This is a genomic window from Deinococcus arboris (genome assembly GCF_009755355.1).
Taxonomy (GTDB): domain Bacteria; phylum Deinococcota; class Deinococci; order Deinococcales; family Deinococcaceae; genus Deinococcus; species Deinococcus betulae.
In genome coordinates, this window is record NZ_WQLB01000001.1 from 206,220 (window position 1) to 221,735 (window position 15,516).

Consider the following 15,516-nt stretch of genomic DNA (forward strand, 5'->3'; position numbering starts at 1 on the left):
CATGACCCGAATCCGTCCACTGGCCCTGACCCTTTCCGCCCTGCTGCTGGGCCACGCCAGCGCTGTCACCTTTACCATCGGCTACCAGAAAGGCGGCATTCCCAACATCCTGAAAGCGCGCGGTACGCTGGATAAGTACGCCGTGCAGGGCATTAACTTCAAGTGGGTGCTGTTTACTGCTGGGCCGCCCCTCTTAGAAGCCGCCAACGCTGGCGCGGTGGACTTTGGCAGCGTGGGCAACGCGCCGGGCGTCTTTGCGCTGGCCGGCGGCGCTGACCTGAAATATGTGGGCGTCAGCGTCAACCGGTCGGACGACACCGAGGCCGTCATCGTGCCCAAGACTTCCAGCATCCAGAAGGCCAGCGACCTGAAAGGCAAACGGATTGGGGTGGCGCGCGGCTCCAGCGCCCACGCCTTCTTATACAGCGTCCTGAAAAGCGCTGGGCTCACGTTTAAGGACGTGACCGTGGTGCCCCTGCTGCCCCCCGACGCCCGCCCGGCCTTTGAAAGCGGCAGCATTGACGCCTGGGCCATCTGGGACCCGTTCCTGACCACCGCCCTGCAGGGCACAGAGGCCCGCGTGCTGCGTGACCACACCGGCCTGGGGCGCGGGGACAGCTATCACCTGGCCCCCAGCGCCGTGCTGGCCAACGCCGAGAAAAAGCGGGCCCTGCAGGTGCTGCTGGCCGAACTGGAAGCCACTGCCGACTGGGCCAACCGCAACCAGAATGAGGTGATTGCGCAGTTCAGCGACGAACTGGGCATTCCCAAGAGCGTGCTGGCCGTCACCGTGCCCAAAGGCGTGCCCTTTAACATCCGGCCCTTCCGCGCGGCGGATCTCGCGCCGCTGCGGACCCTGGCCGGCGCCTTTCAGGAAGCAGGAGTCTTGCCGCGCGCTGTCACTTTCAGCACCCAAAGTTACGTGACGCTGCCCGCGTTCAAATCGGCGCTGGCCACTCTGGGGCTGAAGTGACCGGACTCCGGGGCACCCTGACCCAGGTGCGGCGGGGCCAGGCCGCCGTGCCACCAGCGGCCAAACGCGCCCGGCCTGCACGGACACTCCCCAACGGCGAGTGGGTGCGTTGGCTGGTGCCTGCCCTGCTGGTGGCCTTCTGGCAACTGGCAGCCCAGGTGGGGTGGCTCAATGCCCGCGTCCTGCCTGCCCCCAGCGCCGTGGTCGGGGCCTTCTGGGAACTGGCGCGCAGCGGAGACCTGTGGGGGCACTTTCTGATCAGCCTTCAGCGCGCCGGGCTGGGCGTGCTGGTGGGCGCCGGGCTGGGCTTTACCTTCGGCATTCTGACCGGCACCTTCCGGGCCGCCAATCTGCTGCTGGACACCACCTTTCAGATGGTGCGCACGGTGCCCAATCTCGCCCTGATTCCGCTGGTCATCCTGTGGTTTGGCGTGGGCGAGAGCGGCAAGGTCTTTCTGATTGCGCTGGCCACCTTCTTTCCGGTGTACCTGAACACCCTGCACGGGGTGCGCAGCATTGATCCGCGCCTGAAGGAGATGGCGGGCGTGTACGGCCTAGGGCCACTGGAAACTTTTCGCCGCGTGACGCTGCCGGGTGCCCTGCCCAGCGTCCTGGTGGGCCTGCGCTACGCCCTGGGGATTTCCTGGCTGGCGCTGGTGGTCGGAGAGTCCTTTGGGGCCAGCAGCGGTATCGGCTTTCTGGCGATGGACGCCCGCGAGTTCTTCCGCACCGATGTGATCGTGCTGGCCATCGTCATCTACGCACTTATTGGCAAGGCGGCCGACGCGCTGGTGCGCGGGCTGGAACGGCGCCTGTTGCCCTGGCAGATGGTCGCATGACCGCCGTGCAGATTCTTCCGCCACCTGTTCCCGTTTTGCCCGCACGCGGCGCCAGCGTGCACATTCGGGGCCTGAGCGTGCAGTACGGCCAGCAGACGGTGCTGCGCGACCTGTCCCTGGACATCGCGCCCGGCGAGCGGGTGGCCCTGGTGGGCGCCAGCGGCGGGGGTAAGACGACCCTGCTGCGCGCCCTGGCAGGCCTGACCCCCATCAGCAGCGGCGAGCTTCGGCTGGATCACCCCCACGGCGACGCCCGCGTCCGGGTCATGTTTCAAGAAGACCGCCTGTTGCCCTGGCTGGGCGCTCTGGACAACGTCTCGCTGGGTCTGGGGCCACAGGACCGGCACCACGCCCGCACCGCCCTGAACGGCGTCGGGCTGGCCGACCGGGCGCGGACCTACCCGCACGAACTCTCGGGCGGGCAGCGGCAACGGGTGGCCCTAGCACGCGCCCTGGCCCACCGCCCAGCGCTACTGCTGCTGGACGAGCCGTTCGGCGCCCTGGACGCCCTGACCCGCGCCGAGATGCACAGGTTGCTGGACACCCTGCTGGACGACACCGCCGCCACCACTCTACTGGTGACCCACGATCTGGACGAGGCTCTGAAACTGGCGGACCGGGTGCTGCTGCTGAGCGGCGGCGTGCTGGCCGATGACCTGCGGGTGACGGCGCCGCGGCCCCGAATACGCGCCGAACTGGAGCCTCTCCGCTTATCGCTGGAGGAAAGACTGCACTAAACGGCATTTCTTCAAGAGGCCATCTCCTGACCGCTCAGAACGGCAGGAGGTGGCTTTATCTATAGACGCAAACCAAAGGCGGACTTGGGATTGGCGCTGCAGCCATAGGCACCTCTACAAGAGGGCGAGCGAAAGCAGAGCGGGCTCAGGGTGTGGCCCAGTTACGTCGGCGCTTTCCCCAGTGAGGAAGGAACCAGGCGCCATCCGTCTCAAACAGGCCTCATCTCCGTCTGTCAGCTTGCCCTCTACCCACGCGGTGTCAAGCCACCTGCCTCCTGGTGCTCGGCCTTTTCTCGGCGTTGACGCTGGGATACGGGCAGGTTCCCCCTTCTCGCCTGCAGGGCTGGACGCCCCTAGTGGCCCGCAAGGCATGCATCAGTCTGGCTACGCTGGCAGTTCGGCGGGCCGACATTCGCCAGGTGGTCTTCACACAACCGGCCCGCTTTCGTGAAGGCAGCTGGACCCTCACGGGCGTCCTGCAGTTGCAACACGCGCCTGGTGGCCTCACCCGCGCACCCCTTACCTGTCTATTCACGCCGAATGCAGATCTGTTCGAGGTCGTGCCGGTCAGTCTGACTCTGGGGGCCTGAAGAGACGAGCAAACCAGGACGACGCTGTCCGCTTGGCACCTTTCACTTTTCATTTGCCAGGAGACGAACCGGTTGACATTCACCCCGCCTAGTAGCGCATTTAGAAGCCCATCAAGCCAGTTTGACCGGACCTGGACAACTCTTAACAATTGACTAGCAGGGTTCCGGCGCAGCCCAGACCCGCTTTCTACACTGCGCAGCATGACCCAGCCCCGCACCATCGAAGACCTCCGCAGCGAGGTAGACCAGATTAACCGCGACCTGCTGCGCCTGCTCTCGCAGCGCGGCGCCGTGGTGGCCCAGATTGGCCACGCCAAGACCCAGGAAGGCCGCCCCAACCACTACGACCCTGCCCGCGAGGAGCAGCAGCTCAAGGAGCTTGAAGCCCTGAACGAGGGGCCGTTCACCACCGCCGCTGTCAAGGCCATCTTCAAGGAGATCTTCAAGGCCAGCCTGGACCTTGAGGAAAGCAACGACAAGAAGCAGCTCTTGGTGTCCCGCAAGGTCAAGAGCGACGACACCGTGCTGGACATTGACGGCGTGCGGATTGGCGGCGACGCGCCGCCCATCATTATCGCGGGGCCCTGCTCCATCGAATCCGAGGAGCAGATGGAACAGACCGCCGCCTTCCTGGCGGGCAAGGGCATCAAGATTCTGCGCGGCGGCGCCTACAAGCCGCGCACCAGCCCTTACGGCTTTCAGGGCATGGGCGTAGACGGCCTGATTCTGGGCAGCCGCGTGGCCAAAGAGCAGGGCATGCTGTTTATCACTGAAGTGATGGACACCCGCGACGTCGAGATCGTGGCCGAACACGCCGACATCCTGCAGGTGGGCGCGCGCAACATGCACAACTTCGCCCTGCTGCGCGAGGTGGGCCGCGCCCGGCGCCCGGTGCTGCTCAAGCGCGGGCTGTCGGCCACCATCGAAGAGTGGCTGTACGCCGCCGAGTACATCCTCTCGGAAGGCAACCCCGAAGTCATCCTGTGCGAGCGCGGCATCCGCACCTACGAGAAATGGACGCGCAACACCCTGGATCTCAGCGCCGTGGCCCTGGCCAAGCAGGAAACGCACCTGCCGGTCATCGTGGACGTCACCCACGCCGCCGGGCGCCGCGACCTGCTGATTCCGCTGGCCAAGGCCGCGCTGGCGGTCGGCGCCGACGGCATTCATGTGGAGGTTCACCCCAGCCCCGCCACCGCCCTGTCCGACAACGAGCAGCAGCTGGACTTCGCTGGTTATGACCGCTTCATTGGCGCCTTGAGCGCTCAGCTCAAACAGCCCGTTTCGGTGTAACGCCCAGCACCAGAGCCGCGCCCGCTTAGCTGGGCGCGGCTTCTTTCTGGGGCAAGGGCAGTCCAGCGCCCACCAGGGGGAAGGTGTGCAGCTCCTGCACCTCGCCGCGCCACTCGCGCGTGAGGCTCAGGGCCTCGACCCGGAAGCTGTTTAGAGGCGGCGTCAGGCCCTCTATCTCGGCCCACAATTCTTCCTCGGCCCAGGGCAACACGCCCAGCGCCAGGGTGAGGTGAGGGCGGTAGGCAGCCCCGTCGTGCCTGGCCTGACTGGACGGCCCAATGCTCAGGGTGCGTTCATGCAGGGCGTGCAGGTCGTCGCCCAGGGCACATTCCAGAAAAAACATGCTGGGCACCCGTTTCCAGCCCAGCACCTGCACCGTCAGGGCTTCCTGCCCACGCAGCACCCCCCGGCAGGCCGCCACCAGGTCGGGGGAACTGAGGGTGGTGTGAAAAGGCGCGCGCAGATTCAGGTGCGGCAGGCCAAAGCCGCGCACATTCAGCCGCAGTTGTAGGCGGCGCAGCCAGGTGTCCAGCGCTTCGGGCGGCCACGCCACCAGGGAATAGCGGGCGTGGTCAGCCTGGGACCAGGGCGCGGCAGAGTCGCTCACGGTGGCCTCAGCCTATCCGGTAATGGCAAGTGCCCTGCCCACAGGCTATCCGGGTGTCACGCGCCACGGGTACGCCCAGCAGTTCGGCGTACAGCGTGCTCTCGGCGGCGCAGAGCTGCGCGTACTGCCGGGCGACGGTCAGGTTGGGGCAGTTGTGCTGAATCAGGTGCCACTGTCCGTCAATCTCGTAAGCCGCCGCATCAAAGCCGTGCTCGGTGAGGTGGGCCACCAGGGTCTGCACGCGCTCGCCCAGCGGCGCCGCCGCAGGCAGTTCCGGGCGCAGCCGCCCGGCGATCTCGGTGTTGCGGGCGCCCAGCACCTCCAGCACCGCGCCGGCGCCGTAGAGGGCCTCAATGTGCCGCAGCACGTCCACGCAGAGGCTGGAATAGGTTTTGGGAAAGGCCGCCTCGCCCCGGTCAGTCAGGGCGAACACGTGCTGGGGCCGGCCGCGCCCGCCGGGCCGCTCGGTACGCGATTCTAGAAGCCCCTGGTCTTGCAGGTCGCACAGATGACGCCGCGCCGCCGGAATACTGACCTCCAGCCGGGCGGCCAGGTCCTGCGCGGTTTGCGGGCCGTGGCGCTTGACCAGTTCCAGCAGCCGGGTCTTGGTGCGCTCGGTGCTGGCCGGGGGAGGCAGGGTGAGGGTGGCGGTCATGGCCCCTCCGGCCGGAGCCCGCACCCTTCAGGTTTCAGTCCAGGCAGAGCGGGGCTCAGCCGCCGACGTGCTGGCCGGAGAAGGCTGGCACTCGCGCCTGTTCGGGAGGGGCACGGAACGGCCGTCATACGACAGTCAATTGCCCGGGCAGGTCGGCCAGGGCGCGGTGATCGGCCCGCACGCTGATCTGCCCCGCCAGGGTGCGCGCGGCGTGTTGCAGCGCCAGGGCGGCGGGGCTGTCGGGATGAGCCAGCACGGCCGGGGTCCCGGCGTCGGCGTCCTGGCGCACCGAGACTTCCAGCGGCACCTCGCCCAGCAGGGTGTAGTCGCCCAGCTTGCGGCTGCCGCCCCGGCCGAACAGGTCGTAGGTGTGCCCGGTGTCGGGGGCCACGAAGTAACTCATGTTTTCAATGACGCCCAGCACCGGCACGCTGGCCTTGCGGAACATATCCAGGGCGCGCGAGGCGTCAATCAGGGCCACATCCTGCGGGGTCGTGACCAGCACCGCGCCCGTCACCTGAATGGTCTGGGTCAGCGACAGTTGCACGTCGCCGGTGCCGGGTGGCAGGTCCACGATCAGGTAGTCCAGCTCGCCCCAGGCCGCGTCCTTGACGAACTGCTGGACGGCCGAGTGCAGCATCGGCCCGCGCCACACCAGCGCCTGCCCAGCGGGCGAGAGGTTGGCCATCGAGATGAAGTGAACGCCGTGGGCCAGCAGGGGCTGCATCTTGCGCTCGGCGTTGGCGGTGACGCGCGCGGCACTCTGGCCCATCATGTGCGCCACGCTGGGGCCGTACACGTCGGCGTCCAGCAGGCCCACCCGCGCGCCGTCACGCGCCAGGCTGGCGGCCAGGTTAACGGCCACGCTGCTTTTGCCCACGCCGCCCTTGCCGCTGCCCACCAGCACCACATGCTTGACGCCGGGCAGGGCCGGCTGCGCGGCGCGCACGGTGGCGCCAAAGGTCACGTCCACGGTCTGCACACCCGGCACCGTCAGCACCGCCGCCCGGACATCCGATTCGATCTGCCCTTTCAGGGGGCAGGCGGGCGTGGTCAGGTTCACCTTGACCTGCACCGCCCCGGCTTCGATCTGCACCGACTCGATCATGCCCAGCGACACGAGGTCGCGGTGCAGTTCGGGGTCATTCACGGTGCTCAGGGCGCTCAGGACGGCGTCACGCATATGGGGCCATTAGTAGCGCAAGTCTGAGGGGGTGGCAAGCCACGCGCTTACAGTAGCGGCGCGGCGGTCCCGGCCGCCCCCGCCTCGCGCCCCGCGTGACTACGTCCTTATACTGGGCGCGTGATTCACATTTCATCGGGTGTGGACCAGAACCGGCAGGTCGCCGGCCTACCCAATCCACGGCCGGGGTCATCATGAACGCTCTTGGCCCGTACGTGGCGGCGCGGGAACTGCCGGGGCGCCCCAGCAGCCCGGTGCGGACCCTGCGCGCCACCGACCGCCTGACCGGCATGCCGGTGCTGCTGCATGTGCTGAGCGGCCCTGAGTGGCCAGGAGGGTGGCCTGACCTGCCGCCGCATCCCCACCTGCTACCGGCCCTGGACAGCGGCCAGAGCAGCGGCGAGGCGTACCTGGTGACCGAGTTGCCGCTTCAGGCCCGGCCCGCCAGCGACCCCGAACTGACCGCGCGCGGCGCCCTGAGCGCCCTGGAGGCCCTGCACACCCGCGGCCTGGTTCATGGGGGCCTCAGCCGCTCTCAGCTCTGGAGCGTGGACGGCCACGTCCTGCTGGCGGGCGCGGGCCTGCCCTGGGGCGGCGACGCCCGGCCCGCTGACGACCTATACGCCCTGGCCGTGATTCTGGACGAACTGGGCGGCCTGCCCGCCCGCCTGCGTGCCCTGGTGACCCAGCCCGGCACCCTCAGCGCCGCGCAGGCGCTGGCCGCCCTGACTGGTGACTCAGCGGCGCCCCAGCGGCTTCCAGAGGCGCCCCCGCCACCCTCTGCTTCCACCACACCTGAACCGACAAGGCCCAGCTCCGTCTCAGCCAAGCCGCTTGACACCGAGCGGGGCACGCCCGCGCCGGTCAGCCCCACTGACCATTCGGCGGCCCCACACGATGGCACGCCGATTGTGCTGGGTGACCCGGTGGCCGAGGGGGCCGCCACGCCGGCCCCGGCAGCACCCACGCCCACCGGCCCGGAAACGCCCCAGGAGCGCCGCCGCCGCCAGAACGAGGAACGGCGCGCCCAGGCCATCCTGGACGCCCAGGCCGCCGCCGAGCGCCGAACGCGGCAGCGACAGGCCGAGGGGCCGCCTCCGGCCGCGCCGCCCGCTCCTATTCAGATTGGCTTTGCCGACGATCTGCCCGGCTGGACGCCCACCGAAGCCGCGCCGCCAGCGTCCAGACCGGTGCCCACCGGGCCGGTGGAGCGCCTGCCGGCCTCGTTGCGCCGCCCACCCCAGCCCGAGGCACCGGGCGCCGATGGCCCAACGCCCGCCGAACCGGCCAGGACGCTGGCCCCCAGGCCCGACACCCGCCTGCCCCGGCGCCTGCCCAGAGAACCCATCCGCATTGGCTGGGACGAGGACGAGTCCTGGCGGGTGGTGCGCGAGGCCCCCGCCCCGCCGCCGCGCACGCGCCCGGCCATGCCCGAGTGGGCGCGGCCCGAATGGTTTGGCCCGCGCCGCGCCGCAGCGGTGCTGGCCGCCCTGGTGGTATTGGGGGGCGGCTGGTGGGCCATGACACACCGCCCTGAACCCGCCGCGCCGCTGGCACCGGCCCTGGGCGGCTGCTGCGACGTGCGCGTCACCCTGCGGGGCGCTGCCGCGACCGCCGCCAACCTGAACCTGCTGAGTGCCCCGGACGCCGCCCGCCTAACGCCTGGGCAGCAGATGGGCCAGGTGCCGGGCACGCTGCATCTGCCGGTGCCCGGCACCTACCGCTTTAAGGTCGTGGCGCCGGGCTGGTCCCCGGCCAACCTGACCGTGACGGTGCCGCGCCGCCAGCCCGTGACCATTGACCTGAGCGACTGAGGAGAAAGCTTACAGCGGCGGGCCGGTCTACCTCCGGGCCAGAGACGCCCACGCCGCCACTTCGTTCCTCTGCATCGTGGTTGAGTGTCGCAGGCATCAACGCCTTGGATTCTGCTGTGTGAGCAGAACCCATAGCCGCCCTGGAACACATCGAGAATGACTCTTCAGCGAGCCGCTTTCATTCAAAGCGGCTCAGTCAAGCGGTTTTCTGCGACCAGTCAGGAGTTGCTTTCAGAGATCTTGCTTGTCCAGCAGCGAAGCAACTTCACTGGAGGGCGCGCTGGGCACAGCATCAGGCGCCGAGCTGGCCAGGACGGCTTCCAGCTCGGCACGGGCCTGACGAATCGCCGCCTTCCACTCCATGAAGGCGGGCGCGCCTATCCAGAGTTCAAAGGCTTGCCGGTACACGATGACCCCCACCTCGGCGGCCAGGGCAGCGGCGCCCCTGGCAAAACCGCGCTGCACGAGCGCTCCAGCAAAGCCCGCCCGGAGGGAATTCAGTTTGGTCAGTTCGCGTTCCAGCAGCGGCGCGTTGGCGCTGATGACCTGCTGACGGCGCTGAGACCAGCGGCGGCTGTCCTCGTTGAAAGAGTCGGCGGCCTCTAGCCCAGCCACCAGCAGGTCCAGCGCGCGGCCCGGCGGCGCCTGCCCCACGGCCTCAACCATGCGCGCTTCCAGCACCGCCGACCGTGCAAACAGCACTTCGCGCTTATCTGCAAAGTGCCGGTAGAAGGTGCGTTCGGTCAGGCCCGCCTGCCCGGCGATCTGGGCGACTGTGGTCTGTTCAAAGCCCTGCTCGATATAGAGATCCAGCGCCGTTTCTGCCAAACGGCGGCGAGCGTCCGGCGTCCAGCGGGCCATGCGCCGCACTATAGCGCCAGACCCCAGTGATGTCAGAGATTGACATCACTTACCCACGAGCCTAGAGTGGGTGAGGTCAGTTTCTGACATCACTTCTCTCTTTAGGAGGTTTTCCCATGCGTGTTTTCGTCACTGGTGCGTCTGGCTTTATCGGCTCTGCCGTGGTGCCCGAGCTGCTGGCCCACGGGCATCAGGTGCTGGGCCTGGCCCGCTCAGACGCGGCGGCCCAGGCGCTGGAAGCCGCTGGCGCGCAGGTGCAGCGCGGCTCGCTGGACGACCTGGCCAGCCTCCGGGCCGGGGCCGAGGCGACCGACGGCGTCATTCACCTCGCTTTCAAGCACGACTTCTCGGATTTTGCCGGCTCGGTGCAGGCCGACCAGCAGGCCATCGCGGCCCTGAGTGGCCCCCTCCTGCACAGCGGCCGGCCGCTGGTGATTGCCTCAGGCATTCTGGGCATCGCGCCGGGCTGCACCGTGACCGAGCAGGACCAGCCCGACCTGACCCGCAACCTGCGCGCCCGCTCTGCCGAGCAGACCCTGGCCCTGGCGCCGCAGGGGGTGCGCGCGGTGGTCGTTCGGCTGGCCCCCACCGTGCATGACCTGGGTGACCCCGGCTTCGTTCGCACCCTGATTGAGGTGGCGCGGCAACAGGGTCAGTCGGGCTACGTGGACGGCGGCCAGAACCGCTGGCCCGCCGTTCACCGACAGGACGCCGCGCAACTGTTCCGGCTGGCGCTGGAATCGGCCCCCGCCGGTTCGGTGCTGCACGGCGTGGCCGAAGAAGGCCTGACTGCACAGGAGATTGCCAGCACCATAGGTCAGCACCTGGGCCTGCCGGCAGTGTCGGTGCCCCGCGAGGCGGTAGCGGCGCACTTTGGCTGGATTGGCGCCTTTTTCAGCATGGACGCGCCGGCCTCCAATCAAGCCACGCGCGAACTGCTGAACTGGCACCCGACCCACCGGGGGCTGCTGGAGGACCTCGCGCAGGGTGACTATTTCCGCCCGTAGGCTTGTTGCGTTCAACGCCCCTATCCCAGCAGGTCAGCTCGCCGCGTTGCACTTCCTGACCCCTTTGCGCTTTTCTCGTAGCCCCACAACTTGGCCAGTTCGCTCGTCCCAGCACCCTGAAGGGAATTGTCCCTCCATGGTGCTGGGTTTTGTTGTGAATCCTCCCCGAATCAGGCGTGGAGAGCGGCCGCAGGCCTTGCGGTCGGGCCTGCGCTTCACCCGTCTGCCCCGACCGGACGCCTCACCCAGACCCGCGTGACACAATCAGGGCCGATGAGCGTCGTCATTCTGGATTTCGGCAGCCAATTCACGCGCCTGATTGCCCGGCGGTTCCGCGAGCTGGGCGCGTACAGCGTGATTCTGCCTGGCAATGCCCCGCTGGAGCGCGTGCAGCAGGAGAACCCGCAGGGGATTGTGCTGTCGGGCGGGCCCAGCAGTGTCTACGACGCAGCGGCCCCCAAACCGGCCGGCGGCGTGCTGGACCTGGACGTGCCCGTGCTGGGCGTGTGCTACGGCATGCAGTACCTGGCCCAGCAGGCCGGCGGCGACGTGAAACGTGCGGGCAAGCGCGAGTACGGCAAGGCCGACCTGACCCGTTACGGCGGGCAACTCTTTGACGGCATTCAGGGCGAGTTCGTGGCCTGGATGAGCCACAGCGACTCGGTGACAGCGCTGCCCGAGGGTTACGAGGTCGTGGCCGAGACCGAGGACACCCCCGTCACTGCCATTGAAAACGCACAGACCCGCCGCTACGGGGTGCAATTTCACCCCGAGGTCGTGCATACCCCCAAGGGCGGACAGCTGCTGGCCAACTTTCTGGACATCTGCGGCGTTAACCGCGACTGGAACACCGAACACATCGTTGAAGAACTGGTGGAGGGCGTGCGCGCCCAGGTGGGCGAGGGCCGGGTGCTGCTGGCCATTTCGGGCGGCGTGGATTCCAGCACGCTGGGCCTGCTGCTGGCCCGCGCGGTGGGCGAGCGCCTGACGGCGGTGTTTATTGACCACGGCCTGCTGCGCCTGGGAGAGCGCGAGCAGGTGGAAGCGGCCCTAAAGCCCCTGGGCGTGAATCTGATCACGGTTGATGCCCACACCGAATTCATGGCGGCCCTGGACGGCGTGTCCGACCCCGAACAGAAGCGCAAGATTATTGGCCGCGAATTTATTCGGGCCTTCGAGCGCGAAGCCCGCACCCACGGCCCGTTCGACTTTCTGGCCCAGGGCACCCTCTACCCCGACGTCATCGAGTCGGCGGGCGGCGAGGGCGCGGCCAACATCAAGAGCCACCACAACGTGGGCGGCCTGCCGGACGACCTCCAGTTCAAGCTGGTCGAGCCGTTCCGCACCCTGTTCAAAGATGAGGTGCGTGCCATCGCCGGGCTGCTGGGGCTACCCGACCACATCCGCATGCGTCACCCCTTCCCCGGTCCCGGCCTGGCCATTCGCTGCCTGGGCGCCATCAGCGAGGAGAAGCTGGACATCCTGCGCCGGGTGGACGACATCTTTATCTCGGGCCTGCGGGAGTTCGGGCTGTACGACGGCTGTTCTCAGGCGCTGGCCATCCTGACGCCTATTCAGTCGGTGGGCGTCATGGGGGACGAACGCACCTATTCCTACACGGCCGCTCTGCGCGCCGTGACCACCGACGACTTTATGACGGCCGAGTGGGCCCGCCTGCCGTATGACTTCCTGGCGACCATGAGTAACCGCATCGTCAATCAGGTGCATGAAATTAACCGGGTGGTGTACGACATCACCGGCAAGCCACCCGCCACGATTGAGTGGGAGTGAGGCAAAGCGGTCTTCAGGGGTGAGGGTCATTCTGAAGCCTCCAGAAGCGGGAGGATTGACCAAGGAGAGTCGCAGTGCAAGCAACAGTCTCATACGGATTCCGTCTGTTGCGTTGCCACATTGGGAAAGCGCCGGTTTGCACACTCCACGCCCGAAACCCAGTCCGCTCCAACTCGCACTGCGACACAACTTTTCAAGTCCACGAGCAGACTCCGTGGAATGGAGGGAGCTATCCCTCACCGCAGCATCCAGAACGGCCAACGGCCGCAACTCAAGCGCTCTGGGATGAAAGTGTGTCCACACGGAACAGCGGTGGAGGCCCGCCCCCCTGGCTTCAGAGCGCCACTGACAGCCGCTGTCCGTGCAAAAGACTGCTTGAACCTGGCCGCCTGAGCCTCATGAGACTGGCGCCCCCTGGCGGGTGAAGTCAGGAGGCCGGGCGCCGCGCTACTCTGGGGCCATGGGCCGCACCCAAAGGGGCGACACGCCCCAGGCAGTGCAGGGGGTGGACGCCGCGTGACGCAGGGCGACACGGCATTGACCCTCAGGCCGTACAGCCAGCTGCCCAAGCCGGCCCTGGAAGCGCAGGCGGTGGTGCTGCTGGCGCAGTCGGCGCAGGACGTGTTCCAGCGCTGCGTGCAGCTGGCCCTGAGCATCACGCGCGCCTCGACCTCGCTGGTCATCCTGTACCGCCCCGAGCAGGACGAGCTGGAACTGGTGGCGGCAGCAGGCCGCCTGAGTGAGGGCGCGGTCGGCCGCCGCCTAAAGCGGGGCCAGGGGGTGTCCTGGCGGGTGGTGGATTCAGGTCAGGTGCTGCTGCTCGCACGCGCTGATCTGGCCGCCGACGCCGTGTACCTGTCCGAGCAGCGCCACGCCGCCATGTACCTGGGGGTGCCGCTGCTGGACCCCGACGGCCGGGTGCTGGGGGTCATGTCGGCCGATACCTCTGAAAGTGACGAGCAGCTGGGCCCCGACGACGCCCAGGCCATGCTGCTGCTGGGCCAGGCGGCCGGCGTGGCCTATACGCGCTGGCGGGCCCTGGAGCAGGCGCAGCACAGTGCGCGCCAGTTCGAGCGGCTGGCGCGGCTGTCGGCGCAGCTGGAGGGCCTGACCCAGCCCGAAGACATTGTGCGCTGCGCCCTGCGCGCCCTGCTGGACCTGAGCGGCTTTACCACCGGCGGCGTGGTGACCGTGGACGCCAGTGGCCTGGCCCACCTGAGCGTGCAGGAGGGAGAGCAGCAGTCGCAGGAACTGGTCGCGGCGGCGCTGCTCCGGCCCCACGAACCCAGCGGGCTGATTGGGCAGGTGCTGCGGTCCGGCCGCCCCCAGGCGGTGCAGCACTATCAGGATTGGCCGGACCGGCTGCCGGGGGCCACGCACGTTCAGACTGCTGTGGCAGTGCCGCTGCGTCAGGGCGGGCAGGTGGTGGGGGTCGTCTTTCTGCTTCACATGCACCGCCCGGTGGCCCTGCCCCCCGAACTGCAAACCCTGATGGAAACGGTGGCGGCGCGCATCGAACACGCCCTGGAACGCAGCGCGAGCATGGAGCATTTGCAGCAAACCAGAGAAGCCGCCCTGCGCGCGCTGGGCCGCGTGCTCGAAAGCCGCGACGACGAAACCTACGGCCACACTGACCGGGTCACCACCCTGGCCCTGGCGCTGGGGCAGGCCCTGGGGCTGGATGAGCAGCAGCTGCAACACCTGCGCTGGGGCGCGTATCTGCACGACATTGGCAAGGTAGGGGTCCATGACCAGCTGCTGCGCAAACCCGGCCCGCTGGACGACCAGGAGCGCCAGGCCATGCAGCGCCATGTGGTGCTGGGTGACGAGATGCTGCGCGAGGAAGTTTTTGTGCCGCGCGAGGTGCGCGAGGTGATTCGCTTTCACCATGAGCGCTGGGACGGCGCCGGCTACCCCGACGGGCTGGCCGGCGAACAGATTCCGCTGCTGGCCCGCGTGTTCAGCGTGGTGGACGTTTACGACGCCCTGCTCAGCGAGCGCCCTTACAAGCCGGCCTGGTCGTCCGCCGATGCCCAGGCGCAGCTGCGGGCCGGCACCCAGTTTGACCCGAGCATCGTGGCCACCTTTCTGGCCCTGCTGAGCAGCCAGGAAAGCTGAAGGGCCGTTGCCCGCTGGCCAAAAGGCACAGCACACGTAGATTGACGTGCTACTCGCCTGACGGCGCGTGTCATCCTGCTTCTCTCTGTGCCGTGGCTCTCTCCCACAGATTTCGTCTATCAAGCCAACACATCGGTTCTGTTCCGATGTAGCAACTTCACGCCCGTCAGCCTACTTTTTCTCCCTCTCGCGCTGCTGCGAAGATCTTCGAGCCTGCTGTGCCGCTGTCCAAGTCAGCTCGGATTCCATCGTTCGTGCAACTGGTTGAATCGGGGGCCCTATCAGGCCCGGCAGGTTGACTCCTGTAAGCAACCAGTTCAATGGGAAACTCTGGCAGCGCCCAGCCGGATAGGGACAGCAGAGGGGCCGCGCCTTCCCTCACGCGGCCCCCTGCAACAGCTGCTCCTTACCTCTTCTGCAACGCCGCGATGTACTTCTTCAGGTCGTCGGCGCTGCGGCCCTGTTTGAAGGGATTGAACTGACCGGGCTGTCCCCCCTGCGCCTGGCCACCTCGCGCCGCCTGAGTGCCCTGCCCCGCCTGACCGCCTGGGCGCTGGCCCTGACCTTGCCCCGGCAAGAAGCCGCCCGGAACGCCCGGAATCCGCGCCTGGCCCCCTTGCCCGCCCGCCTGCCGCTGAGCGCGCTGGGCTTCCCGCTCTTTCTCGGCTTTCAGCATCAGCGTGTCCAGGGCCGTCAGTTGCTTGCTGGTCAGCACCTTGTCTTCAATCTGGGTCAGGTACTTTTTGGCATCGTTGGGCTGGACACTGGCCGCCTTCTGAATAGTCGTCAGGATGGGCAACAGCACCTTGGCCTGGGCCTTGGTCAGCGCGGTGGTCTTGTTTTTTTCCAGTTCGGGCAGCAGGCGCACCGTCTGGGCCAGGTCCATCACGGCCTGCATCTGGGTCATGCGGGCGCGCTGCTCGGCGCTCATCTGGGGCTGGCCGCTCGTCTGGGCGGCGGCGAAGGAAGTGGATATGACGGCGGCTGTCATCAACACGTTTTTCATAGGCAACTCCTGGGAAAGGACTTTTGGGGGCAAACAGGGAAC

At 67.8% G+C, this 15,516-nt stretch carries 13 protein-coding genes; 8 read left to right on the forward strand and 5 right to left on the reverse strand.

From position 1 onward, the window contains the following. Window position 1: 1 nt before the first annotated feature. The 4 genes from GO986_RS00990 to GO986_RS01005 all read left to right on the forward strand — a co-directional run bounded on the left by GO986_RS00990 (window position 2) and on the right by GO986_RS01005 (window position 4,432). Window positions 2-973 carry an aliphatic sulfonate ABC transporter substrate-binding protein gene (locus GO986_RS00990; RefSeq protein WP_157457354.1) on the forward strand — a complete coding sequence of 324 codons (972 nt, stop codon included), beginning with the start codon at window positions 2-4 and terminating at the stop codon, window positions 971-973. Then, entirely contained in the window at window positions 970-1,812 is an 843-nt protein-coding gene (locus GO986_RS00995) for an ABC transporter permease subunit (protein WP_369409056.1), read from the forward strand. The genes GO986_RS00990 and GO986_RS00995 overlap by 4 nt, the downstream gene beginning before the upstream one ends. Continuing rightward, complete coding sequence (locus GO986_RS01000; protein WP_157457355.1) at window positions 1,809-2,549, forward strand: ABC transporter ATP-binding protein; 741 nt, start codon at window positions 1,809-1,811, stop codon at window positions 2,547-2,549. Before GO986_RS00995 ends, GO986_RS01000 begins: the two co-directional genes overlap by 4 nt. Before the next feature lie 791 nt (window positions 2,550-3,340). Next, complete coding sequence (locus GO986_RS01005; protein WP_157457356.1) at window positions 3,341-4,432, forward strand: bifunctional 3-deoxy-7-phosphoheptulonate synthase/chorismate mutase; 1,092 nt, start codon at window positions 3,341-3,343, stop codon at window positions 4,430-4,432. Between the two features lie 25 nt (window positions 4,433-4,457). Here the strand turns inward: GO986_RS01005 and GO986_RS01010 are convergent, their stop codons facing one another. The 3 genes from GO986_RS01010 to GO986_RS01020 form a co-directional block, all read right to left on the reverse strand. Further along, a complete protein-coding gene (locus tag GO986_RS01010) occupies window positions 4,458-5,039 on the reverse strand; it encodes a 2'-5' RNA ligase family protein (protein ID WP_369409057.1) in 582 nt (193 codons plus the stop codon). Window positions 5,040-5,046: 7 nt separating this feature from the next. After that, window positions 5,047-5,694: a helix-turn-helix transcriptional regulator gene (locus tag GO986_RS01015; RefSeq protein ID WP_157457357.1), complete on the reverse strand. Its 648-nt coding sequence runs from the start codon at window positions 5,692-5,694 to the stop codon at window positions 5,047-5,049. Between the two features lie 124 nt (window positions 5,695-5,818). Further along, a complete protein-coding gene (locus GO986_RS01020; RefSeq protein WP_157457358.1) occupies window positions 5,819-6,877 on the reverse strand; it encodes an Mrp/NBP35 family ATP-binding protein in 1,059 nt (352 codons plus the stop codon). Window positions 6,878-7,071: 194 nt separating this feature from the next. On the opposite strand from GO986_RS01020, the gene GO986_RS01025 reads away from it, so the two are divergent. After that, window positions 7,072-8,691 (forward strand): protein kinase family protein, encoded by a 1,620-nt coding sequence (locus GO986_RS01025; RefSeq protein ID WP_157457359.1) that lies wholly within the window; start codon window positions 7,072-7,074, stop codon window positions 8,689-8,691. Between the two features lie 231 nt (window positions 8,692-8,922). Here the strand turns inward: GO986_RS01025 and GO986_RS01030 are convergent, their stop codons facing one another. Further along, a complete protein-coding gene (locus tag GO986_RS01030) occupies window positions 8,923-9,552 on the reverse strand; it encodes a TetR/AcrR family transcriptional regulator (RefSeq protein WP_157457360.1) in 630 nt (209 codons plus the stop codon). 116 nt (window positions 9,553-9,668) lie between these two features. On the opposite strand from GO986_RS01030, the gene GO986_RS01035 reads away from it, so the two are divergent. The 3 genes from GO986_RS01035 to GO986_RS01045 all read left to right on the forward strand — a co-directional run bounded on the left by GO986_RS01035 (window position 9,669) and on the right by GO986_RS01045 (window position 14,468). Next, a complete protein-coding gene (locus tag GO986_RS01035; RefSeq protein WP_157457361.1) occupies window positions 9,669-10,559 on the forward strand; it encodes an SDR family oxidoreductase in 891 nt (296 codons plus the stop codon). A gap of 273 nt (window positions 10,560-10,832) precedes the next feature. After that, window positions 10,833-12,350: a glutamine-hydrolyzing GMP synthase gene (gene guaA / locus GO986_RS01040; RefSeq protein WP_157457362.1), complete on the forward strand. Its 1,518-nt coding sequence runs from the start codon at window positions 10,833-10,835 to the stop codon at window positions 12,348-12,350. A 516-nt stretch (window positions 12,351-12,866) separates the two neighbouring features. Then, window positions 12,867-14,468 carry an HD domain-containing phosphohydrolase gene (locus tag GO986_RS01045; protein WP_157457363.1) on the forward strand — a complete coding sequence of 534 codons (1,602 nt, stop codon included), beginning with the start codon at window positions 12,867-12,869 and terminating at the stop codon, window positions 14,466-14,468. A 406-nt stretch (window positions 14,469-14,874) separates the two neighbouring features. On the opposite strand, the gene GO986_RS01050 is transcribed toward GO986_RS01045, so the two are convergent. Next, on the reverse strand, window positions 14,875-15,474 hold the full coding sequence (locus tag GO986_RS01050; protein WP_157457364.1) for a hypothetical protein: 600 nt from the start codon (window positions 15,472-15,474) through the stop codon (window positions 14,875-14,877). Between the last annotated feature and the right edge of the window lie 42 nt (window positions 15,475-15,516).